Source organism: Herbaspirillum sp. Her3 (assembly GCF_057961275.1).
In genome coordinates, this window is the sequence record NZ_CM176328.1 from 4,249,082 (window position 1) to 4,272,103 (window position 23,022).

Below are 23,022 nucleotides of genomic sequence, written 5' to 3' on the forward strand. Positions count from 1 at the left end.
ATTTTGTCAGATGAGCTTGTTAGGATTTCGCTGACGAAGGGGGAAAGTCACGCGCTGACGCGATGATGTGACTCGGACAGAGGGCTTTCAGGATGCCTGCGCCGCGCGTGCCCATGGCCGCCATGCATGAAAATGGCCAGGCCATCCGGCCACGCGCTCCCGCCTTCATCCTCTTGCACTGGAAAGGCACCGTCTTGGCTCGTACATCCTCCGTTCTGCGTTTTCTGTCGCTGTCGCTCATCCTGATGCTGACGGCCTGTTCCACCTGTGTGACCTGCGTGAAGGTGATCGATACACCGACGGGGGCCAAGCTGGGCAACAACACCAAGCTTGCCTCCTATGAGGGTGTCATCAGCAAGCTGGCGGTTTTCGTCCTGGAGCCACACGCCGTCACCGCCATGCCGCTCACGGGAGGATATGGCCGCGCCCCTACGTCCGGGCGAGCGGCCATGGCCGATACGGAAGCCGCGTTCAAAGCCGTATTTACCAACGCGCTCAATGCGCAGGGACTGCCAGCTGAACTGGCCAGCTCCGCCGATCCCGGCGATGTTGCAGGCATCCGCATACCACCAGGCTCGACCCATTTGCTGATCCTCTCTCCCATGACTGCACGCACGCAATGCGCCAGCGGCTGCCGGACCAGCGTTGAGGTCCATGCGGTGCTGAAGGACCTGGGCACCAATGCGGTCGTATGGGAGGGCTACCTGTACGTTACCGAAGGACCGATATTCGGCAAGATCACCAATGCGGATGCGGAACAGTCGGCAGCGCTCGTGCTGGACGCATTCAGAAAGAACAAGCTGGTGGCAAGTCGCTGACGACCGCCCTGCTCCCGCTCAGTGCTGCACCGCGCCTTGTGGCGCCGCCGGTGCAGCATGAGTGGTCACGTACAGCGCAATGACCAGGCAGACGGCATAGATGCTGGCGGCCAGCCATCCGACCGAACGGAAGTGATTGCCGCTCACGATCAGTGCGGCCATCACCGGCCCCAGCCCCTGGCCAACGAAGACGGCGGCATTGGCCAGGCTGGTGAGGCGCCCGGTCGGGTCCAGTTCGGCAGACAGGGCGAACAGGTAGGTCAGCCCGAAGAACCACACCGCCATCACCAGCGCCGCCGATGCCGCATAGACCAGTTGGGTCTGGCCATGCACGATGGCCAGCGAGGCCACGATGGAGCCGGCAAACCCGATCACCTGTGCGGACAGATGCCCCAAGCGTTTGCCCAGCACGCCTGCGACCGCCGCGCCAGCAGCCCCGGCCAGCGTGCTCAGGCCGAGAATGGCACCGATCACCGGACCGGACAGGCCGATGGAGACGCCGATACGCTCCTGATACACCCACAGCACGCCATGCCCGGCAAAGAGCAGGCCGAACAAGACCAGCAGCAAGCTGGTGCGCAGCGTCAGCGGCGGCGCCACCAGCGGCTCAGCGCTGCGTGCGGCCAGACGCGCCTGGCGCGGGATCAGGCCGGTCATGGCCAGGGCCGGCAGTACCATCACGGGGAAGCTCAGGAACACCGCACCGACGCCGGCCGCCGAGATCAGCAAGGGCGCAGCGCCAATCGAGACCGCTCCCCACAGCAAGAGAATGATGTTGGTGGCCGCATAGGTGCGGTCCTTGTTGCTGCGTTGCGCGCTGGTGGCATACACCACCGTTTGCGCCACGCCACCACCGAAACCGGCCAGCGCGCGCGAAGCGCACAGCAGCCAGTAAGTGCCATGCAAGGCACTGAGCGCACTGCCGCCGGCCAGCAGCAGCAAGCCGCCCTGGCACAGCCGGCGCCGGTCCCAGTGATTGACCACCAGCGCCGAACTGCCGCAGCCGATGGCCATGGCGATCAGTTCAGCCCCAAACAGCATGCCCATCTGCTGCAGGTTCAATCCCCAATGATCGACCAGCGCACCGCCCAGCACCGGTTGCATCTGCAGCGTCCCTACACCGATCATCATCAGGAAGCCCAACAGCCCCAGCGTCTTGCCGCTGTCGACGTTGTGGCTTGCCTCTGTCTTGTCTTGCTGGCTCATCATGTTCTCCTGTAGTGGCCGGAATCAGAATTCGTAGGCGTAACGCGCCTGCAAGACCAGGCTGTTGCGGGTGCGGTTGCGCACGTGACTTTCGGTATAGCTGTTGATCCACAAGGCATCGCGCTTGTCGCCGCGATGGATGGTGAACATTGCGCCCAGGCCCACACCGAGCACCTGCTCGCGCGAATCGGCCATGTCCGTGCCATTGGTCTTGCTGTCGGTGAGCTGTTTGAAGTAGTAGCTGTTGATGCCCAGGCGCACGTCGCGCATCACTTCATAGGACGTGGACAGATTGATCCAGGCCGCCTGCCCGGCCTGGGTGTCGCGCACCGACTGCCCCTGGTAGGCCAGCGGGGCGCTGCCGGCCGGCTGGGTGTTCTTGAAGTTGTAGAGATAATGCAGGCGCCAGCTGATTTCCCAGCGCGGCGTGGGCAACAGTGTGGCGGCCCAGTAGGGGTTGATCGAGTAATAGCCGGAGCCCTGGTTGATGTCGTTGTTGCGGTTGTAGTGGCCGGTGGGCAGCAGGAATGAGAACTCAAGACGCTGCGAATAAACCGGTCCGGCCGCGCCCATCACGGGATCGAATTGCAGCGACGGGCCGATGGTCAGATCGCCGATGCTGGTGCCGCCACCGGCCAGCGTGGCACCGGGCTGGCCAAAGCTTCCATCCACGGAAACCACGGGCAGGATCGCGTTCATGCCCAGCGTGGCATTGCCGATGCGAATGGGCGAGGTATAGGAAAGATGGTTGACCAGGGTCAGGGCGTCGATGTGCGGATCCTTGAAGGCGGCCGAATCGCGTCCGTTGCCATCCTTGATGGCGTTGCCGTTGGCGTAACGCAGTGCAGGCAGGTAGACCCAGCCCGGTTCGGTGCGCGAAAAACCATCCATGAAACTGGTTTCACCCAGGTTCAGTCCCGGCGGCTGCGATACCGTGGGGGCAATGCCGCTGACCTGCGCCAGCGCATGATCGGCCCCCAGGGCCAGGCTGGCACCGAAGAGGGTGATGGGGATGAGATGACGGAAAGCACGATGCTTTCCCGATGGCACTTGCATGGTTGTCTCCGATATGGAGCGATCTGCGGATCGCTGTCTTGTCTTGTTATAGTGAAACCTGAAGCCGCTTTTCCAGCCCTGTCAGTGCGGCCCTGTCAAGCGGTCTGATCAAGTTCGGGACAAGTGTAGAAGCAATGCCGCAGCGGCTCTTTTGCGTGAGCGACGCGCTCTTTGTTCAAAGTGACCTGTGCAGTGGCGAAGGCGCGGCAAGCAAAGAAACGCCGCGCAGAAAAGCAAACGGCCCGCCAGAGCGGGCCGGATCATGCAGACGGAGCGGAGTTGAATCGTTCAGCAGCGCGCCGCCACCCTGCACTCGCGCGGACTGAGACCATAGGCCTGCTTGAACGCATGGCTGAAGTGCGCCGCATTGCTGAAGCCCCAGCGGAAAGCGATCTCGGTGATGGTGCAGCCGGCCTGCTCGCTATCCTGCAGATCCTTGAGACTCTGCGCCAGCCGGCGCTGCCACAGATATTGGGCCACCGTCATGCCGGTCTCGTCGCTGAACATGCGATGGATCTGCCGGCTGGAATAACCGAATGCCTCGGCGATGCGCGCCACCGTGAGGTGCTCGTCGCTCAGGTGCTCATCGATGAATTGCACGATGCGCTGGCGCAGCCCCATGGCCGCGCCGGCAGGATTGTCGTTGCTGGCTTCCAGGGCCGAGCCCACCAGTTGCAGGATGGTGTTGGCCACCACATTGCCCGAGCGCAGGGGCATGGTGTGGCATTCGCGGAAGGCACTGCTGATCTGTTCGCGCACCATGCGCTCAATGCCGGTGCGGCCGAAACTGCGGGCGGCAAGATGGCCCAGGGCGGCTTGCAGGGGCGGTTCGGCCGAACGTGGATGCAGCAGGACCAGATGCTCGCTCTCCCCTTCGCTGGCGATGGCGAAGGCGCGCGTGGTGTCGTAGACACTCCAGTCGCCGGGACGCAAGACATCCTGCCGCTGGCCCTGGCGGAACACGCTGGTGCCGCGCGTCTGCAGGACGATCATGGCCGTGCCCGGCGCATCTGGCGTCCCTGCCGGCTGGCGCACATAGCGGCAGGCATCGCTGCGCACCCGGCACAGGCTGGCCTCGCCCAGGTCACCATATTCGATACAGCCACGAAAGCCCAGCCAATCGCCGGGACTGAAGCTGATGCCCGACGTTGCCAGATCTTCCGGATCACGCGCCACATAGGTACTGAGCCAGGTTTTCCAGACCTGGCTGCGGTCGACTTGGGCGATGTCGTCGGTGACGACGACGGCCAGTTTTGCCATGCTGATCTCCTTGGCTAGCGTCTTCGCGGCTGCATGGGGCAGCTCACGCGTGCATTGCTCTTTTTTTTCGCCTGCGGCCTCGCCGGGCAACAGGTCATGTCGGCTCAGGCGCTTGCGCGTCTGGCCTCGTCCTCTCCGCCGCCCTGCATACCTGCGGCAATATCCCGGCTGCCGGTAGCCAAGACACTGGCCAGGATGGGAATGTGCTCCTGCCCGGCACTGCCCGGCAGCACGAAGCTGAGGCTGCCGATGGGCTGTCGTGCTTCGCCCAGCAGTGCCACGGCGATACCGATGCGGTCCGGATCGATCTCGCCGAAGGACACCGCATAACCGGTCTTGCGCAGTTGCGACTGCTGGCTGCGGAACTGTTCCCAGGAGTCGGCCATGCCGCTGCTGCGCAACTCTTCCTGGTGGCGTTCGTAGAGCCGCTTCAAGCGGCGCGTCGGTTCATGCGCCAGGATGATGCGCGAGGTCGCGCCGCGCAACAGCGGCATCGGCCGGCCGCGCTCGTAGCTGATCAGCGATTGCGGACCCCTGGTATGTACCTGGTGGATGCACAGTACGGTATCGGCAAAGGCACGGCACAGCAGCACCACCGAGCCGTCCGGTGCATAACCGGCCAGGCGGTTCATCACCGGGCGCGCACTCAGCAGCAGCGGATCGGTCAGCTGGATCTGGCGATCCAGCTGCAGGATGGCCGGGCCCAGGATGTAGTAGCCGCCACCGCTGGAGGCGACCAGGCCGACCTCTTCCAGCGCCAGCACGTAGCGGTAGGCGGTACTCATGGACACCTCCAGCGTGCGGGCTATCTGCTCCACGGTCCAGGCTGGCGTCTCCAGCGTGAACAGGCGCAGTACGCTCAGCGATCGGTCGGTTGCCATGGGTTTCCTGTCGGTCTTGCCGGGCCGGCGCTCAGGTCCGGATCCAGGCGCGGCCCCACGAATTGAGGGTGTATTCATTGTGGGGCCAGACGCCGGGCGTGGCGTCGATGGCGACGCGATCGAGCTCGGCCGAAATTTCCAGGCGGTTGCCATCCGGATCGGTGACCATGAAGAACAGGTTGTTGCCTGGTCCATGACGGCCCGGCCCGAAGAAGATCGGAATCCTCAAGCGCGCGAAGCGATCGCCCCAGTCGCGAATGTTATTCCATTCATCGGTCTCGTAGCAATGATGATCCCATTCGTTGCGCGATCCGCGGAAGAAGGCCAGCGAATGATGCTCGTCATCCGAGCGCAGGAAGACCACCATGATGCGGCCACTCTCTTCATCGACGCCCTCGTCGGAGACGGTGAAGCCCACCTGTTCGACGTAGAAACGCACCACTTCATCGAGCTGGGTGGTCTGGAACACGGCGTGCTGCAGGCGCGCCGGCATGGCATCGGCCTGGCGCGGTGCGCGTGCCAGGCCGTAGACGGTCAGGCGGCCTTGCGGATCGGCGATGCTGAAGGCGCCGGCTTGCAGCAGGGGATCATCGATGCCTTGCATGGCCACGCCATTGCGCGCCAGCCGCGTGGCCAGCGCGTCCAGGGCGGCGGCGTCACGCAGGACATAGGCGGGATACAGCAGGCCGGCCGGTCCGGCCGACATCACGGCGGCACGGCTGCCGCCGCGCAAGACGTGGCGGTCCTGTTCAAGGCTGGCTTGCAGGTCCATGTTCTGGCTGTAGAAGCGCGCCAGCGCATCCGGATCCGGGCTGGTGATGTGCAGGTGGTGCAGCTGGGCCGGGCTGTGGGATTGCATGCTCATGTCGGGTTTCCTCATTCGGTTCAGGCGGTGGGACGGGCCAGGGCGCTTGTGTCGGCAATGCCATCTGCACGAGCGGGGATGGCAGCCGGGGCCGGGCGCAGGCCGAAGCTGTCCATGCAGGCCTGGGCGAAGCCAGCTTCCTGGGCAACGGTAAAACTGCCGGCGACGTAGCGGTCCGGACGGACCAGCACGATGGATTGCCCCAAGGACTTGAAGAAGGCCAGGGCTTGGTCCTCCGCGTCCACACACTGGAGCACGCCCGCGATATCGATGGGCGCAGCGGCCTGGCGCGGCAGAATGGCGATGCGGCGCACACCGAGGGCCTCCCACAGGGGTGCCTGCAAACCGGCCAGCCACTGCGCCGCTTGCGCACCGAAGGCCAGCAAGGCATAGCGTGGACCCACCACATCGTCGAGCCGCACGATGCTGCCGTCTGCCGCCTGCAGCCTCGGCTGCGGGCTCATGGTGCCGACCAGCGCCTGGGCACCCGCCTTGCCCTGGCCGATCAGCAGGCCACGGTGATAGCGCGGCTTGGGCTTGAATTTCATCTGCAGGAAGTAGTCGCGCAGCGGCGGCACATGCGCCACCAGCCGGAAGAAACCGCTGATGGCGGCGGCATGCCAGCGGCTGCGCGGCGCCATCACTTCACCCAGGTTCAGGGCCAGCTTGATGAGTGCCCAGGCATGCGGACGGCGCTCGGCTTCATAGGAATCCAAAGCGGTATCGGGCAGACGCCCGGCGATCACCTCGGCCAGTTTCCAGCCCAGGTTGTGGGCATCGCGAATGCCGCTGTTCATGCCCTGGCCCGCATAGGGCGGCGTCAGGTGGGCGGCGTCGCCGGCCAGGAAGACGTTGCCGATGCGCCAGCGTTCGGCCATGCGGGCGTGGAAGGTATAGACCACCTTGCGCACGATGGTGGTGGGCTTGTCGCCCCGGAAGGGCCGCAGGAATTCGCGGATGCGCTCGTCCTGGAGCATGGCATCGGCATCTTCATGCGGATGGATCATCACCTCGAAACGGCGCGTGCGATGCGGCCCCGGCACTTCCACGATGGGCCGGCCGGCATCGCAATAGACGCGGGTCTGCCAGAAGGGATCGTCATCGTTCTCGGTATCGAGCACGATCCAGCGCGACTTGAAGGTGGTGCCCGACATGGGGATGTCGAGCAGGGTGCGCACCGGACTGCGGCCACCGTCGCAGGCCACCAGATAGCGCGCGCTGACCTTCAGTGGCTGGCCGGCGTCGTCGCGGATCAGTGCCTCTACCTGCCCGTCAGTCTGCAGGAAGGATTCCAGCTCGTGCCCGAAGCGCATGTCCAGCGCAGCGAAACGCTGCGCACCCTCGCGCAGCGTGGCCTCGAAGAGCGGCTGGCGGAAGGCGTTGCGGCGCGGAAAACCATACTCGCTGCGGGTCGGCTCGACCTTGCCGAAACAGTGGCCGCCGGGGCGGGTGAAATAATGCACGCCGTATCCCAGCACCACGTCCTTCAGCACCGGCTGGTCCAGTCCGATGAACTGCATGGTGCGCAAGGATTCATCATCGATGGAGACTGCGCGCGGCTCGGCCACGGTCGATGGCTTGCGGTCGATGATGAGGGTGCGGATGCCGGCCTGGCCCAGGATGTTGGCCAGCGTCAGGCCGGTCGGGCCAGCCCCGACGATGAGGATATCGACGCTGTGCGTCTGTTGGTCTGTCATGGGTGTCTCTCTCTTCCAAGGCGCCCTGCCCCGGCGCTTTCATCGCCACAGGGCCAGGACGCAGGCTCCCGCTCAGGCTTCCTGGGCGACCGGATTGACCAGCTTGCCCAGGCCGGAGATCTCGACCTCGACCACATCGCCGGGCTTCATCCACAGCGGCGGTTCACGGAAGGCACCCACGCCACCGGTGGTGCCGGTGATGATGACGTCGCCCGGATTGAGCTCGGTGAAGGTGCTGCAGTATTCGATGAGCGCCGGGATGGGGAAGATCAGGTCATCGGTGCGGGCTTCCTGCACGACGGTGCCGTTGAGCCGGGTCACCAGGCTCAGTTGCGAGGGATCGCCCGCTTCGTCAGGCGTGACCAGCCAGGGGCCGAAGCCGCCGGTCTGCGGGAAGTTCTTGCCGGGGATGAACTGGATGGTGTGCTTTTGCCAGTCGCGCACGCTGCCATCGTTGTAGCAGGCGTAACCGGCCACATAGTCCAGGGCTTCGGCAGCCTTGACGTGACGTGCCTTGCGGCCGATGACCACGGCCAGCTCCCCTTCGAAATCGAGCTTTTCGGACGCATGCGGACGGATGATGGGCTGCAGGTGGCCGGTCTGCGAGTCGGCAAAACGGGCGAAGATCATCGGGTGCTTGGGCAGTTCGCGTCCGGTTTCCTTGACGTGCGACAGGTAGTTGATGCCCACGCACAGGATCTTTTCAGGATCGGGAATGACCGGCAGGAATTGCACTTCAGCAATGGCTAGCGCACGTCCCTGTTCGGCGTCCTGCTGCGCGCGCGCTGCGCCGCCCCGGGCCAGGTACTGCTTCAGGCTGCCGGCACCGGCATGGCCCAGATCGATCACCTGCTCGCCCGTGACGAGGCCGAAACTGTCCTTGCCCTGATGGCGAAAACTCGCGAATTTCATGACATCTCCTTTGTTGTTCGAGGACCCGATCTTAATCCCGTCAACTCGGAGAAGTAAACATAATTCTCAAAATAAGATAATTTTTGTAATAGTTACATATCAAAAAATCCAAATGAGAGATTTGTGTTTAATGTTATTCACCATGCTGCCCGGCGCCGTCCGCATCCCCGAACAAGCGCGCGATGATCTGCCGCAACCATCGGAGGCCGGGATCGTTGGCGTAGCGCCCATGCCAGTGCTGCATGACGCGGTAAGGTTCCAGCCGGAAGGGCAACTCCACCAGCCGCACCGGATTGTGGTGGGAAACGATGCGGCCGAAGCGTTCCGGCACCAGGGCCAGGTAATCCGAATCGATGATGCTGGAGACCACACCCAGGTAGTTGGGAATGCGCAGTCCCACCTTGCGCTGGATGCCCAGCTCTTCCTCGATCTTGCGGTCGATCATGTGATGGCCGGTGCCCTGGGTGGAGATGACCAGATGCCGCTCCCGCTCGAAGTCGCGCAGCGACATGCGCCCCCTGCGGATGCGCGGATGATCGCGGCTGACCATGCAGATGAAGCGTTCGGTGAACAAGGCCTGCTGGTAGAACCCGGCATCAAGACCGCTGATGTAGCCCAGCGCCAGATCGATCTGGCCCGATTCCAGATCCTTGCTGGTGCGCTCGGACACGTAGCTGAGTTCCATGCGGATGGCCGGTGCGGCTTGCTTCAGGTGCGCCAGGAGCCGGGGAATGATGACGCGCTGGCCGATGTCGGTGATGCACAGGCGGAACAGCCGGTCCGAGCGCGCCGGGTCGAAGCTCACGCGGTGTTGCAAGGTCGAGGTCAGGGTACTGAGCGCCAGCCGCATCGGCCCCACGATCTGCTCGGCCAGCGGGGTCGGCAACATGCCGCCGGAGGTGCGCGAAAACAGCGGATCGCCATAGTGTTCGCGCAGCTTGGCCAGCGCCATGCTGACTGCCGGCTGCCCCAGGTCCAGGCTGGCAGCGGCCTGGGAAATGCTCTGGGTCTTGTAGATTTCGAGAAAGATGCGCAGCTGCCGGAGGTCGAGATTGTCCATGGCCTTTATCAATATTGCTGATGAAAAGTATCAGCATGGGCGTATTGATTGATAAAAGTCAAACTCCTAGACTGCCTCGCGATGGCCGCCGCTTTTGCGGCAGGCCGTCGGCCGCCTGCGCCGCTGCCCTCCCAGGGAGCGCAGCGCACGCCAGGACAACAACGACAATCACGACAAGAAGAGGAAGAGACACATGCAATCCGCTACCCCCATCCAGGTCAGCGAGGTCATCGACGCGCGCCCTGTCGGCATGGTGCAATGGAGCGCCATCGGTACCTGCATCCTGATCGCCGTGCTGGACGGCTTCGATACCCAGACCATCGGCATGCTGGCCCCGGCCATGTCGCGCGAACTGGGCATACCGATGGCCAGCTTCGGCCCCATCTTCAGCGCCGGCCTGCTGGGCATGCTGGTGGGCGCGATGATCCTGGGCCCGCTGGCCGACCGCTTCGGCCGCAAGACCATGGTGATCGCCTCCACCCTGGCCTTTGGCAGCATGTCGCTGCTGACCGCGCTGGCGGCCAGCCATGATGATCTACTGCTGTTGCGCTTCCTGACCGGCATCGGCCTGGGGGGTGCGCTGCCCAATGCGCTGGCGCTGGCGTCCGAGTATTCCCCGCGCCGCCATGCACGCGTGATCGTCGCCACCCTGATGTGCGGCATGCCGCTGGGGGCGGTACTGGGCGGCATCGTCACTTCGCTGCTGCTGCCTTCGCATGGCTGGCACGCGGTATTCATCGTCGGCGGCGCATTGCCCATCGCGGTGGCGCTGTTTGCGCTGGTGTTCATGCCCGAGTCGGCGCGCTTCCTGCTGGTACGCGGCAAACACCGCGCCCGCCTGCAGGCGCTGATGCGCCGTATCGCGCCGGAACTCGGCGCCGATCAGGACCTGGCGGCACCGGCACCGCCGCCGCAGGCGCCGGGCGTGCCCGTGGCCGAGCTGTTTCGCCATGGCCGCTGGAAGGACACGGTGTTGCTGTGGATCCCCTACTTCATGAACCTGGTGGTGCTGTATTTCATCGTCAGCTGGATGCCGGCCGTGCTCATGGGCGCGCATCATCCGGTCACCGTGGGCATTACCGCCATCTCCTGCTTCAGTGCCGGCGGAGTCCTCGGTAGCCTGTTGCAGGGCTGGCTGATGAATGCGCTGGGCGTGCGCCGCACCCTGGTGCTGGAACTGGCGCTGTATGCCTTGCTGGCCCTGGGCCTGGCCAACTGGCCGCAATCGGAATGGAACGTGATCGTGGCCAGCAGCCTGATGGGCGTGGTGATCCAGGGTGCACAGGCAGGACTGAACGTGCTGGCCACCGAAATCTATCCGACCGCCATGCGCGCCACCGGGGTTGGATTCGCACTGGGTATCGGCCGCATCGGATCGATCTGCGGACCGCTGGCCGGCAGCCTGATGCTGGGATGGCAGATGGACGTGAAGCATATCTTCCTGATGGGCATCACCCCGGCGGTGATCGCCGGGCTGGCCATCGTCTTCAATCGCCGCGCAGAGACACCCTGCACCGACTGACGCGCGGAGGCAGGCGACCGGTTGAAACAGCGCCGGACAGGTGTGAACCTGTCCGCCGCTGCGCCATGAACCTCAGTCTGGGGACCAGTTGCCATGCAGGGACATGCGCATGCGCAAGGGGATCTGCACCCGCGCCACCGGTCCGGCAGACAGATCGCGCGTATCCAGGATCACCAGCTCGGCCGCGCCGGTGCGCAGGTGATTGAGCAGGCTCAACAGGAAGCCGTCGCCCTCGGGCGCGTCGGCGCTGCGCGGCACGAAGACCGGTTCCTGGAAGCAGTGCGCATCCCCCGCAAACCAGGTACGGGTCTCCCCGGTGCGTACGTTGACGTGGGCCAGCTGGTTGAAGAACTGGAACGGCGGCGCGCCCAGCGTGGCGGCATCGAAGGGCAGCGTCGGATCGAAGGCCAGCATGAAGCCATGCTGGTAGGGATGGCCGCTGTAGCGTTCGTCGCAACGCGGGAACTCGCAGGGGAACGTGGTCAGCGGTTCGGGCAGGACCTGATCGCTGTCGGCATCCAGGTCAAAGGTCCAGCGCGCCAGGCTGGATTTGAGCGTCTCCGGGGAAGGGACGAAACCATCGGCCTGCGGGAAGAAATAGAACACGTTGCCGCTGGTGACGGGCATGTCCAGGATCAGCTTGCGGCCCTGCTCATAGGCGTTGAGCGTATGGCCCTGGAAGCCGTCGGCCGGACCATGGAACCAGCGCACATCGCTGGCCTTGCCATCACGCGGCAGCACGCCGAACAGTTGCGGCAGATCGGGTTGCCACTGGAAGTGCTGGCCGCCACGCTTCATCCTCTCCACGTCCACGGTCAGGGGGATGATGGGGAAGATCACGTAATTTTCCGTCACCGCGAAATCATGGATCATGGCCGCGTAAGGCGCCTGGAACCAGGTTTCGCGGGTGAGCTTGCCGGCCGCATCGATCTCGTAATAGGCGATGTCGGGGGTGCCGTCGCCCTTGGCCTCGTAGGCGAAGCACAGCATGCTCCCGGTCTGCGGACAAATCTTGGGATGGGCGGTGAAGGTCGCCGATTTCACCTGGCCGTGGAAATCCCAGACCCCGAGGGTGTCCAGGGTCACCGGGTCCATGGCATAGGGCAGGCTGTCTTCCTTCAGCGCCAGCAGTACCCCGGCATGCTTGATCACGGTGGTATTGGCCGTGGTGTTGTCGCGGGCCGCCTCGGGCGCATTGGTATGGACATTGCGGTAGATGCCATTGAGCGAGCGCCCGGCCTGGCGCTGCGCCTTGAGCCGCTCGGTCTGGACGTAGCGGCGGGTCAGGCTCACCTGCCCCTGGCCGAAGCGAAAGGCACTGACCATGCCGTCGCCGTTGAAAAAGATGTCCTGGCCCAGCATCGGCGGATAGGCCGGATCGGGCGAGACCTGGTAGAAGCAGCCCTGCAGCTGCGCGGGCAGCTGGCCTGAGACTTCCAGCGCCTGCACGCTGGCCTCGACCCGGCTGGGACGATAGATACCCTGGAACTCAGGGGTGGCGGGATATTGTAGAGACATGATCTGGCTTCCTTGTGGAGAGGGGAGGAACTTCAGTGCTGCCGGGACTGCGGCGACTGGATGCTGACCCAGTGCTCCATGGTCATCTCGGCGACGATCCAGTCGCTGTTGAAGCGGCCGATGCCGCTGTTTTTCTCGCCGCCGAACATGTTGTTGGGATCGTCGCAGGGGGAGATGGCATTGACGTGCGTCATGCCCGCGTCGATGCCCTGTGCAAAACGCACGCCGCGTGCTTCGTCGCGTGTGAAGACACAGCTCGACAGGCCGTATTCGGTCTGGTTGGCCAGGTGCAGCGCCTCGGCCTCATCGGCAGCCTTGATGAGCGGCGCGATGGGAGCAAACTGCTCAGCCTGGGCCAGCGGCGAATCATTGGCCACGTCCACGAAGACCTGCGGCGGCAACACCAATCCTTCTGCCTCGCCACCGAGCACCTGGCGCTGGCCGGCCTGGCGCGCGGCTTCCAGCCGGCCCTGCGCGGCCTGCAACTGGCGTTCGTTGATCAGCGGGCCGATCAGGGTATCGGGATCATTGGGATTGCCATGCTTGAGCGCCCTGGCCTTTTCCACGAAGGCATCGACGAAGCGCGGATAGAGGCTGGCATCGACGATGATGCGATTGCTGCTCATGCAGATCTGCCCCTGGTGCAGGAAGCGCCCGAGGATGGCACCGTCGACGGCCCGCTCCAGATCCGCATCGTCCAGCACCACGCAGGGGGCGTTGCCGCCCAGCTCCAGTCCGACGCGCTTCATCGTTGGCCCGGTCATGGCCAGCGCACCGATGTGGCGGCCCACCCGGGTCGAACCGGTAAAGGAAATGAACTTGGGCGTGGGGTGCAGCGTGAAGGCATCGCCGATCTCGCTGACGGCGCCGACGACGATGTTGAGCAGGCCCGGCGGCAGGCCGGCTTCTTCATAGATCTTCGCCAGCAGCAAGCCCCCCGTGACGGGCGTGTCGTCGGCCGGCTTGACCACCACCGCATTGCCCACGGCCAATGCCGGGGCAATGGAACGGTTCGACAGTTGCATCGGCCAGTTCCAGGGGCTGATGACGCCGACCACGCCCAGTGGCCGGCGATAGACCCGGCTTTCGCGGCCAGGGATATCGATGGGCAGGATGCGGCCGTGTACACGCCCCGGCAAGGCAGTGGCGGCGAGCATGACGGACTTGACCGAGGCCCACTCGATCTCGGCCTTGATACGGGTGCTGCCGGATTCGCGGATCAGCCAGTCGACGATCTCGGCGTGGCGCTGGTCCATGATGGCCGCCGCACGCAGGAACAGGGCTGCCCGCTCCGCCGGCAAGGCCGCCGCCCACGCCTGCTGCGCCTGGGCGGCGGCGGCATAGGCGGCGTCGAGGTCGGCCAGGGACGCCTGGCGGATCTCGGTCAGCACTTGCCCGGTATAGGGATCATGGTCCTGCAAAAGGCTGGCGGCAGTGCCGTCGCGCCACTGCCCGCCAATGTACTGGCCGGTAAAGCCTTGGTAGAGCGGTAATGTCTGCTGGTCTTTCACGGTGGTCTCCTTGATTGTCATGCGCCGGGGTGGCGAAAGAGTCCGCGCCGGACCGTTGCCGTGCGCGAACGGATAGCGCGGGCAGCCAGGATGGATCAGGCTCCCGCTTAATAATGAACGACATCGTTCACTTAAAAAGATGGTAGCACAGCCCGTGATAAAATGTACGCATACGTTCATATATAAAAAAAGGATCTAAAGCGATGCGGGTCAAGACCGTGGAACAACGCAATGAATTCATCGATGCCGCAGGCCACCTGTTCATCCAGCAGGGCTATGCCGCCGTGACCATGGAAGCCATTGCGGCGGCGGCGGGCAAATCCAAGGTGACGCTGTACAACTATTTTTCGAACAAGGAGGAATTGTTCGAGGCCTTCGTCGTGCAGGCCGGTGCGGGGGCGGTGGAAGAACTGACCAGGGTGTACGAGGAAAAGGACAGTGCCCGGGACATCTTGCAGCGTCTGGGCCTGGCGCTGCTGCGCCTGGTGTCGCGGCCGGACGTGATCGCACTGGACCGGCTCATCATCGGCGAGGCCAGGCGCTATCCGGAACTGGCGCGCATCTTCTTCAAGAATGGCCCCAAGCGCACGGTGGCGGGCATTACCGAGGTGATGGCCCGCTGCATCGACAGCGGCAAGATCGACGGCTGCCACGCCGAACGGGCCGCCCTGCATTTCAAGGCGATCTGCGCGGGCGACCTGATCGAGAATCTGATGTGGGGCACCATTGAGCAACCCACGAAGAAGGAGTTGACGCGGCTGGCAACAGAGGCCGTGAAGGCGTTTCTGGAGGGGTATGCGGTGAGGTGAGCGCTACGCCGGAGGATGAGGGGCTGGAAACCGGTGTTGTGAGATCGATGCGTCAGGTGCATCTTCACGGCCTATTTGGGATTATTAATATCGATAAAATATTTTTATTTAACTTTAAATCGATTATATTTTAAATCTCAAATAAATATATACGTGTGAGCTGCGTCCGAGGAGCGTGCCGATACGTCGTGCCATGCCCGGCGTGCGCATCAAGACAACGGCTCACTCCTGAGGAGCCCCATCCATGCGTTTCAACCGTCTTGATCTCAATCTGCTGGTCGCCCTGGATGCGCTGCTGGAAGAAAAAAAGACCACCAAGGCGGCAGAGCGCCTCAATGTGAGCCAGTCTGCCGTCAGCGGCATGCTGGCCCGGCTGCGCGAATATTTCGGCGATGAATTGCTGGTCCTGGTAGGACGCCATATGGAGCTCACCCCGCTGGGGCGCGACCTCGCCAATCCACTACGCGAAGTATTGCTGCAGATCCAGTCGACCGTGGCCGTGCGCCCGGTTTTCAATCAGGAAACCGAAAGCCGCCACTTCCGCATCACCGCCTCCGATTATGTGGTGTCGCTGTTGATTGGCCCGCTACTGGCGAGGCTACAGGCGCAGGCGCCGAAGATCACGCTGGAATTGTTGCCGCAGACTGAAAACTCGGGCGAAAAGCTGCGCCGTGGCGAAACGGACCTGTTGATCATCCCGGAAGACTTTCTGGCCGAGGATCACCCGCGCCAGTTGCTCTTCGAAGATGAATTCATCTGTGTGGTGTGGGAAGGCAATATCAGTATTGGCCAGACGCTGGATCTGCCTGGCTATCTGTCGGTGGGCCACGTGGCCCCGCTGCTGGGACGACCACGCGCACCGACCATGGAAGAAGTGTTCCTGCAAAAACAAGGGATACATCGCCGCATTTGCGCCTACACGGCCGACTTCAGCGCCATGCCGCAGGTGTTGGTAGGCACCCAGCTGATGGCGACCATGCATTCCCGGCTGGCACGCGCCAGCCAGCAACGCCTGCCGCTGCGCCTGCTGGCACCGCCTCTGAGCCTGCCGCGCGTGCGCGAAAGCATGCAGTGGCATCGCTATCAGGAAAATGATCCCTGCCACCGCTGGCTGCGTGAACAGATTCTGGCCATTCCGCTTTGACGCGCGGGCAGGCCTGCATAGGGGTGCTGCCGGATTGATTTCAGATTGGATAAACCATTTGCGCCAGAGCGGACCGCCCCTGGCGAAGGAATGCGCGCCACCGGGCCCGCAAGGAAGCAGCATGGTTCGCGGGAGCAGGGGCGGTCAGGTCACAAGGCTGATGGGGCGCGTGGTGTCTGCCGGATGAATGCCAGCATCGGTGCCGCCAGCGAATCGTCGACGGTGTTGATGGCATAGACCTGGCTCAGGTGGTTGTGTCCGGCGATGGTGGCGATCTCGGGCGCGAAGCCATGCTGCACCACCAGCGTGGCAAACAGTTCACCGGCCTGAACCTGCATCTGTACCGGATCCAGTTCGGCATAGCTGAGCCACAGCGGAAAAGCAGCCACGTCGATCTGGCGCACCGTGGACATGGCGGCCATGGCGCCAAGGTCGGTGCCGAAATAGGCATCATTGCGGGGATCCGGGGTAGCGATGCCGAACTGGCGGCGGCTGCGCTGTTCGAGTTCGACGTTGTAGACACCCGACGTCAACAGTACACCGGCCGGGCGCTGCCCCGCATGCAGACCGAAGCGGCGCAGCAGGCTGGCCGCTGCCACATGCGCCGCACCAGCCGATTCACCACCCAAAAAAACGCGCTGCGGATCGATGCCCAGCTCCCGGGCGTGTTGCTGCACCCAGGCATACACCGCCGCCACATCCTCTGCGCCCGCCGGCCAGCGATGCGTCGGCCCCAGGCGATAATTGGGCAGCACGGTGACAATGCCCTGCGCGGCAAAATAGCGGCCGGCATTGGCGCGCTCGGTCTTGTCGCCGCGGATGAAACCACCGCCGTGCAGGTAGATCAGTGCGGCTGCGTCTGGCCGCTGCCCAGCGCCGTCAGCCCTTGCCGTATAGATGTCCAGCACGTGGCGCGGATCACTGCCGTACGGCACGTCGCTGCGACAATCCACGGCATCGGCCGGCACCTGTGACGACTCGCCCTGATACATGGCCTTGGTGGCAGGCGGATCGATCACCGGCCCCTGTGCGCGAATGCGGGCCGCCAGCGAGGCCGGAATGGCTGTAGTTGACATGATGCGTCCCTCCTCCTTCATTGCAGCGGCAACGCTGGTGCTTTGTGGAACTGGCCGTCCTTCATGATGGCCAGCAACGCTGCCTTGTTCTGCAGGAGACGGATGTCTTCGGTCGGGTCGCCATCGACCAGCAGCAGGTCGGCCAGATAGCCGGCCTTGATCTGGCCCAGTTCATCGCCCATGCCCATCAGCTCGCCGCCCAGACGGGTGGCGGCCACCAGCGCTTCGGTCGGGGTGTAGCCAAAATGGCGAACGAACAATTCCAGATCCCAGGCGTTGCGGCCCGTCGGATTGAAGGGAAAACCGTAGTCGCCGCCCGGCAGCACGCGCACGCCACGGCGCCGTAACTCCGGGATCAGTTGTTGTTGCAGTTCCAGCACTTCGGCCGCACTGCGCTTCATGTCGCGCATGTCGAAATGCGGTGGCGGACTGGCGTCGAGGGTGGCCTGGATGATGCCGATGGCGGGAGCCACGAAAATATCCTCGCGCTTGGCTTGCAGCATGTCCATCGCTTCCGCGTCGGCGTAGGTGCAGTGGTACAGCACGCGGAAGTTGTTGCGAAGTGCCATCTTCACCGCTTCGGCCGCCTGTGCGTGGGCGCACAGCCAGACTTGCGATTGCTGCGCCTGTTCGCCCGCAGCCTTTGCTTCTTCCTCGGTGTACAGCAGTTGCTGCGACGATCCTGGCTGCAGGGCATCCTCGCCTGACAGCAGGAACTTCACCGACCGTGCACCGATCTCACCGCACTTTTTGACGAAAGCGCGCACTGCTTCTGGTCCCCTGCCGTGTTCTTCCACTACGCCGGCGCTCATTTCTTCGCTGCTTGGCGGAGCCCGTTCCACCGACGACGGAATCAGGCGCGGACCAGGAAGACCACCATCGACGATGTGCGAATACAGGGTCACTTCCACCGTCTTGCTCAGCGAACCGGCCGAATAGGCGCTGGTGAACCCATGATCGAGCAGGATCCGGGCATTGCGGGCAGTGGTCAGCACCAGATCTTCCAGCGGCAGCATCATGCCGGGCACGAAGCGCTCCACCGAACTGGGCCAGGACAAATGCGCGTGCGCCTCCGTCAGTCCTGGCATGAGCGTGCGGCCACGGCCATCAATGCGCCGCTCACCTGCGCGCGGGGCCAGCGTTTGCGGTGCCCGCACCACTTCTTCGATGCGGTTGCCTCGAATGCGGACTTCCCCGGCAAACGGTGCGGCACCGCTGCCATCGAAAATACGGACGTTGAAAAACACAAGCTCACTCATGATCTACCCCGGGTTGAAAAATGAAGAGAACAGCGGACGACGGCAAGTTCACCAGCTCAATCATGCCGGCCAGGCGGGCGGCCAGCAGGGAAGGCTTGCTTCCCGGCACTCTTCTTGTCTGCACTGCGGTCTCCGTGATGGCGGCAAGGGTCTGGCATCCCGTTGGAAGGGCAAGCTTTGCCTTGTTGAAATCAGGCGCAGTATAGGAAGTACAGAGCTATCGGGGAAACCGTGTTTTCCAATAGGCGGTATCAGGAAAACAGAGCGAGCGCGGCGGATATCGGGGCAAGATGGCCGGCGTGCAAAGAGGATACGCAACAAGCCACCCCTGACTTGTCGCAGCGTGGCGAGTCGCCGGGGCAGCAGGGAAAATCCGACCGGCGCAGTCACATGCCTCAGCATGTATCCGAGCGACTGCGACCGGCCGGTGCCTCAGCTACTGGTATTGCTCCGGAAGCTTGAAGTCACTGATGACCTCGGCCAATACATGGGCCTGCTGATTCAGTTGCGTGGTGGCGGCATTGGTTTCTTCCACCAGCGTCGCATTGCGTTGCGTGGCCTGTTCAAGCTGGGAAATCGCCTCGTTGATCTCGCCCACGCCACGGCTCTGCTCTTGCGCTGCCACCGCAATCTCGGCAATGGTCTGACGCACGAGATCAACATTGTGTACCACGTCCTGAATGATCTTGCCGGCATTGCTGACCAGGCTGGAACCGCCCTCCACGGCGGCCAGCGAGGCAGAGATGAGATCCTTGATCTCTCTGGCGGCGGTAGCGCTGCGCTGGGCCAGGCTTCTCACCTCCGAGGCGACCACGGCAAAGCCGCGTCCCTGTTCGCCCGCACGGGCCGCTTCCACGGCGGCATTGAGCGCCAGGATATTGGTCTGGAAAGCGATGCCGTCAATGACGCCGATGATGTCCGCAATCTTGCGGCTGGCCTCATCGATACGGTCCATCGTCTCGACCACATCGCTCATCACTTGGCCACCACGCTGCGCGACCTCGGAAGCTTCCGACACCTGCGTACTCGCGGCCCGCGCGAAGTCCGCCGATTGCTGGACGGTCGCGGCAATCTGTTCCATGGCACTGGCGGTTTCTTCCAGACTGGATGCGGCCTGCTCGGTTCTTCCGCTCAGATCGCTATTGCCGGCGGCAGCCTCACTGCTGGCCCGATTGACCGCAAGCGCAGCGCGCCGGGACTTGCTGACCAGGGAGCGCAGGGATTCCTGCATGCTGCCCACGTTTCTCGAGAAACTGGCAATTTCCGACTTCCCGTGCAGGACCGGCACCGTGCTGCTGAGATCGCCCTCCGCAATTTTCAGCGTGATGCGCTCCAGCTCGCGCAAGGGCGAGGCAATGCTTCGCGTGAGCAACCATGCCAGGAGCATCGAAAACACAATGCTTGCCGTCGTAATGCTCAGGAGAACCATCTTCGATTTGTGGATGGCGTCTTCGATTTTCTCGCCGAATTCAGCCGTGCGGCGCTCCTGATAACGGACCAGTTCGGTGCCCGCATTCACGTAGGCCGTTGAGATGGACTTCATGTCGTAGACCAGCTTTTGCCGGGTCTGAGCATCGGCGCCCACCTCCTCCAGTTGCTGACGCACCACCAGGTAGCGCTTGCGCTCTTCCCCCATGCGAACCAGGATCGCCTTGCCTTCGTCACTCACGTCGAGTTCAGCGTAGCGTTTCTGGATCTCGGTGGTGCGCTTGACCAGATACGCCATGTCGTCGGAGAAGAACTTCAGCAGTGTTTCATTGGCGGTGACACCCAACGCCAACGCGCGCGCCACGTTCACGATGATGTTTTCGCGCCATTCTTTGGCCAGGGCAAGCCGCTCAGCCTGCTCCTGCTGGAGAATCATGTTGGCTCTCTGCACTTCCTTCAACTGGGCCTGCATCGCAAGCAACATCACGATGATCAGAGCTATGATCAAGGCGAAACCCAATGCCAGACGCCTTCCTACCGACAACCTGTTCAAGAACGACATACATCCCATCCATTTATTTTTTAAATTATTTACTAACAATGACGAACCCCGGAGATGCAACGCCGTATCACCCCCTGGGCTGTCAACCCATCAAAGATGACGCTTTTCTAGCCGCGTCCATTGGCTTTTTTCAAGGCAGCAGCGGCAGATGACTTGATGCCCCGGATATCCTTCCCCGGATACTGGAGAAGGAGGTCGTCAGCGAGCTCTTCCAGTGCCTTGGAAATTTCATTGAGCTTGGCCAGTTGAGTGAGCAACAGGCGTTGCTCATCTTCAGCGGACATATCATCGGCAGGATTGATCAAATGGAACTCCTTCGCTCCCCTTGCGAGGGACATTCTGAGGTGCGGCCCTTCTTGACTCGCTATTTGATTGGTACCGTGCAAGCGTGCCGTGGCTTGTCAGTTCGCAGCACAGCCGTGATGACGATCGACCGTCAGACGTCGATCACATCCTGATGATGTTGCTTGTTCCGTGTCTCGAAGAACGCAATGGTTTTCTGCAGGAGCATGGCCTGCTCCTTGAGCAGCGTGGAGGTCGCGGCGATTTGCTCGACCAGGGAGGCATTCTGCTGCGTGGTCTGGTCGATCTGCACGATGGCATCGTTGATCTGGGCGATCCCCGAGCTTTGCTCCCCCGATGCATTGGCGATCTCGTGCATCAGCTCCCTCGTGGTGCGGGAGGCGGACGTGATTTCCGAGATGGTGCCCACAGTACCTTCGACGATGTGCTTGCCCTCTTCGATCTGGGCCACCGAGGCGACGATCAGGTCCTTGATTTCCTTGGCAGCGCTGGAGCTACGCTGTGCCAGTGCACGCACTTCGGTGGCCACCACCGCAAAGCCTCGGCCGTTTTCCCCGGCGCGGGCGGCCTCCACTGCGGCATTGAGCGCCAGGATATTGGTCTGGAAAGAGATACCTTCGATGACGCTGATGATTTCCGACATGCGTCCGGAGCTGCTGGCAATCTCATGCATGGTCTGGACCGCATGGCTGATTTCCTTGCTGCTGCGCTCGGCTACCTGCGATCCGTTGACCGCCAGTTCACTGGCCGACCTGGCGTTGGTGGAATTCATCTGCACGGCGCTGAGCAATTCTTCCACGCTGGATGCAGTCTCTTCCAGGGAAGCAGCCTGCTTTTCAGTCCGGTGGGACAGGTCGCTGTTGCCCTCGGCAATCTCGGCGGCGGCCAGGGAGACTGCATCCGTGCTGCGTTGGATTTCTTCAATCACGCGTTCGAGGTTGCCACGCATCTTTGCGATCGCCTGCATCAGGCGGGAGATTTCATCGTTCCCGGTAGCGTTCACGTCAACTGCGAGCCGACCAGCACCGATGCTTTCCGCGACCTCGCCAGCGTACTGCAGGCGCGTCGAAATCTGGCGGGCAAGCCAGAGGCTGACGATCAGGATCAGTGCCGTACTCGAGACGAATGCGATCAGATTGATGGTAGTGGACGCTGACGTGGTGGCATCGACATCATCGTTGTAACGCCTGGCCAGCTCGCGATTGTAGGCCTTGTCGGCATCGATGCTTTGCATCAGCGCCGCAATCAGGTCGGTGCTCTGCAAGAGGATCCCTGCGGCTTTGCTGATATCGGATTGCTGCAGGAGGCTGAGCCTCATCTCGTTATAAGCTGCGAAGTTTTTCTGGACCTGTGCAAACAGCGCGCGATCCTTGTCGTCGGAAATGTCCTGGCTCTCATAACGTGCCAGGGCCTGTTGCGCCAATTGATAGGCTTGGTCGATATCCTTCCTGGCACGCTGCCTGACGGCTTCGTCATTGATGAAGACGTAGCTGAGGACGGCGATGCGCAGCTTGAAGACCGATGCCGTGATCTGATCCAGATCCGTCACGCTGGGTATCGTATCGTTGACGATCCTGGAGAATGAGGCGTTGACTTTATGTATCTGCTGATAATTGACGCCACACAAGGAGGCCAAGGCCAGCACAATCAGAAACGAGAGAAGGTAGAGTTTTTTGGCGATGCTCATGACAGGTTGAATCCATTCGTGGCTATGGAAGAATCGTCTCCTTCTCTTGTTCGGACTCGGAAGGATTGTTCTGGCTCAGATGAAGGTTGGGGTGGAATGAAAGGGCAAGGCATTGCTGCCTTGCGCGGCAGCACGCGGGTCGGAAGGACGAGAGGAATTTTTCTTGAGACCAGGCATTGCGGACAACGTAAGAGAAGAGCGGCGCACCCGGTGAGTGTCGCGGCGTTCGAGCAGGACGAAGCGCAAACGGTGCAAAGCGGAGGGAAACGGTGTTCGTCTATCCGTGCAGAATTTGCGAAAAAGCGCTTGGAAAATCCTGAGACGCGTGACCATGCCCCGACATGATGACGCCTAACATAGACATCCGGAACAAACTATAATTCATCATGTATTTGAATACAATCCGTATTTTCATGCGGATTGATCTCTGTTGTTTATTGGCTTTGGT

General features: G+C 62.7%; 19 protein-coding genes. 4 read left to right on the top strand and 15 right to left on the bottom strand.

Features of this window, described 5'->3' with window-relative positions; all coding sequences use genetic code 11:
- The first annotated feature begins 113 nt into the window (after positions 1–113).
- Entirely contained in the window at positions 114–818 is a 705-nt protein-coding gene (locus tag ACVC5H_RS19400; protein ID WP_489619394.1) for a hypothetical protein, read from the top strand.
- Between the two features lie 18 nt (positions 819–836).
- On the opposite strand, the gene ACVC5H_RS19405 is transcribed toward ACVC5H_RS19400, so the two are convergent.
- From ACVC5H_RS19405 to ACVC5H_RS19440, 8 genes are all read right to left on the bottom strand, one after another.
- On the bottom strand, positions 837–2,024 hold the full coding sequence (locus ACVC5H_RS19405; RefSeq protein WP_489619395.1) for an MFS transporter: 1,188 nt from the start codon (positions 2,022–2,024) through the stop codon (positions 837–839).
- A gap of 24 nt (positions 2,025–2,048) precedes the next feature.
- Positions 2,049–3,080 carry a SphA family protein gene (locus tag ACVC5H_RS19410; RefSeq protein ID WP_489619396.1) on the bottom strand — a complete coding sequence of 344 codons (1,032 nt, stop codon included), beginning with the start codon at positions 3,078–3,080 and terminating at the stop codon, positions 2,049–2,051.
- Between the two features lie 288 nt (positions 3,081–3,368).
- The gene (locus ACVC5H_RS19415) at positions 3,369–4,340 is read right to left on the bottom strand and encodes a helix-turn-helix domain-containing protein (protein ID WP_209584890.1); all 972 of its coding nucleotides are present in this window, start codon (positions 4,338–4,340) and stop codon (positions 3,369–3,371) included.
- 104 nt (positions 4,341–4,444) lie between these two features.
- On the bottom strand, positions 4,445–5,221 hold the full coding sequence (locus tag ACVC5H_RS19420; RefSeq protein ID WP_234294866.1) for an IclR family transcriptional regulator: 777 nt from the start codon (positions 5,219–5,221) through the stop codon (positions 4,445–4,447).
- A 31-nt stretch (positions 5,222–5,252) separates the two neighbouring features.
- The gene (locus ACVC5H_RS19425) at positions 5,253–6,086 is read right to left on the bottom strand and encodes a VOC family protein (protein ID WP_489619397.1); all 834 of its coding nucleotides are present in this window, start codon (positions 6,084–6,086) and stop codon (positions 5,253–5,255) included.
- Between the two features lie 20 nt (positions 6,087–6,106).
- The gene (locus tag ACVC5H_RS19430) at positions 6,107–7,783 is read right to left on the bottom strand and encodes a bifunctional 3-(3-hydroxy-phenyl)propionate/3-hydroxycinnamic acid hydroxylase (protein WP_489619398.1); all 1,677 of its coding nucleotides are present in this window, start codon (positions 7,781–7,783) and stop codon (positions 6,107–6,109) included.
- Between the two features lie 72 nt (positions 7,784–7,855).
- Entirely contained in the window at positions 7,856–8,695 is an 840-nt protein-coding gene (locus ACVC5H_RS19435; protein ID WP_209584898.1) for a fumarylacetoacetate hydrolase family protein, read from the bottom strand.
- Between the two features lie 133 nt (positions 8,696–8,828).
- Positions 8,829–9,755: a LysR family transcriptional regulator gene (locus ACVC5H_RS19440; RefSeq protein ID WP_259433540.1), complete on the bottom strand. Its 927-nt coding sequence runs from the start codon at positions 9,753–9,755 to the stop codon at positions 8,829–8,831.
- 193 nt (positions 9,756–9,948) lie between these two features.
- Between ACVC5H_RS19440 and ACVC5H_RS19445 the strand changes: the two genes are divergently transcribed.
- The gene (locus ACVC5H_RS19445; protein ID WP_489619399.1) at positions 9,949–11,277 is read left to right on the top strand and encodes an MFS transporter; all 1,329 of its coding nucleotides are present in this window, start codon (positions 9,949–9,951) and stop codon (positions 11,275–11,277) included.
- Between the two features lie 72 nt (positions 11,278–11,349).
- On the opposite strand, the gene ACVC5H_RS19450 is transcribed toward ACVC5H_RS19445, so the two are convergent.
- Both ACVC5H_RS19450 and ACVC5H_RS19455 read right to left on the bottom strand, forming a co-directional pair.
- A complete protein-coding gene (locus ACVC5H_RS19450; RefSeq protein ID WP_039783329.1) occupies positions 11,350–12,795 on the bottom strand; it encodes a carotenoid oxygenase family protein in 1,446 nt (481 codons plus the stop codon).
- Positions 12,796–12,827: 32 nt separating this feature from the next.
- Positions 12,828–14,306 (bottom strand): aldehyde dehydrogenase family protein, encoded by a 1,479-nt coding sequence (locus tag ACVC5H_RS19455; protein WP_489619400.1) that lies wholly within the window; start codon positions 14,304–14,306, stop codon positions 12,828–12,830.
- A 203-nt stretch (positions 14,307–14,509) separates the two neighbouring features.
- On the opposite strand from ACVC5H_RS19455, the gene ACVC5H_RS19460 reads away from it, so the two are divergent.
- The gene (locus tag ACVC5H_RS19460) at positions 14,510–15,115 is read left to right on the top strand and encodes a TetR/AcrR family transcriptional regulator (protein ID WP_489619401.1); all 606 of its coding nucleotides are present in this window, start codon (positions 14,510–14,512) and stop codon (positions 15,113–15,115) included.
- Between the two features lie 244 nt (positions 15,116–15,359).
- Positions 15,360–16,259 carry a LysR family transcriptional regulator gene (locus ACVC5H_RS19465; RefSeq protein WP_489619402.1) on the top strand — a complete coding sequence of 300 codons (900 nt, stop codon included), beginning with the start codon at positions 15,360–15,362 and terminating at the stop codon, positions 16,257–16,259.
- 149 nt (positions 16,260–16,408) lie between these two features.
- Here the strand turns inward: ACVC5H_RS19465 and ACVC5H_RS19470 are convergent, their stop codons facing one another.
- The 5 genes from ACVC5H_RS19470 to ACVC5H_RS19490 all read right to left on the bottom strand — a co-directional run bounded on the left by ACVC5H_RS19470 (position 16,409) and on the right by ACVC5H_RS19490 (position 22,574).
- Complete coding sequence (locus tag ACVC5H_RS19470; protein WP_489619403.1) at positions 16,409–17,335, bottom strand: alpha/beta hydrolase; 927 nt, start codon at positions 17,333–17,335, stop codon at positions 16,409–16,411.
- A 17-nt stretch (positions 17,336–17,352) separates the two neighbouring features.
- Positions 17,353–18,594 carry an amidohydrolase family protein gene (locus ACVC5H_RS19475; RefSeq protein WP_489619404.1) on the bottom strand — a complete coding sequence of 414 codons (1,242 nt, stop codon included), beginning with the start codon at positions 18,592–18,594 and terminating at the stop codon, positions 17,353–17,355.
- Positions 18,595–19,030: 436 nt separating this feature from the next.
- Positions 19,031–20,584, bottom strand: a complete 1,554-nt coding sequence (locus ACVC5H_RS19480; protein ID WP_489619405.1) for a methyl-accepting chemotaxis protein — start codon at positions 20,582–20,584, stop codon at positions 19,031–19,033.
- 107 nt (positions 20,585–20,691) lie between these two features.
- Entirely contained in the window at positions 20,692–20,889 is a 198-nt protein-coding gene (locus ACVC5H_RS19485) for a hypothetical protein (RefSeq protein ID WP_489619406.1), read from the bottom strand.
- A 131-nt stretch (positions 20,890–21,020) separates the two neighbouring features.
- Positions 21,021–22,574: a methyl-accepting chemotaxis protein gene (locus tag ACVC5H_RS19490; protein ID WP_489619407.1), complete on the bottom strand. Its 1,554-nt coding sequence runs from the start codon at positions 22,572–22,574 to the stop codon at positions 21,021–21,023.
- Positions 22,575–23,022: the final 448 nt, after the last annotated feature.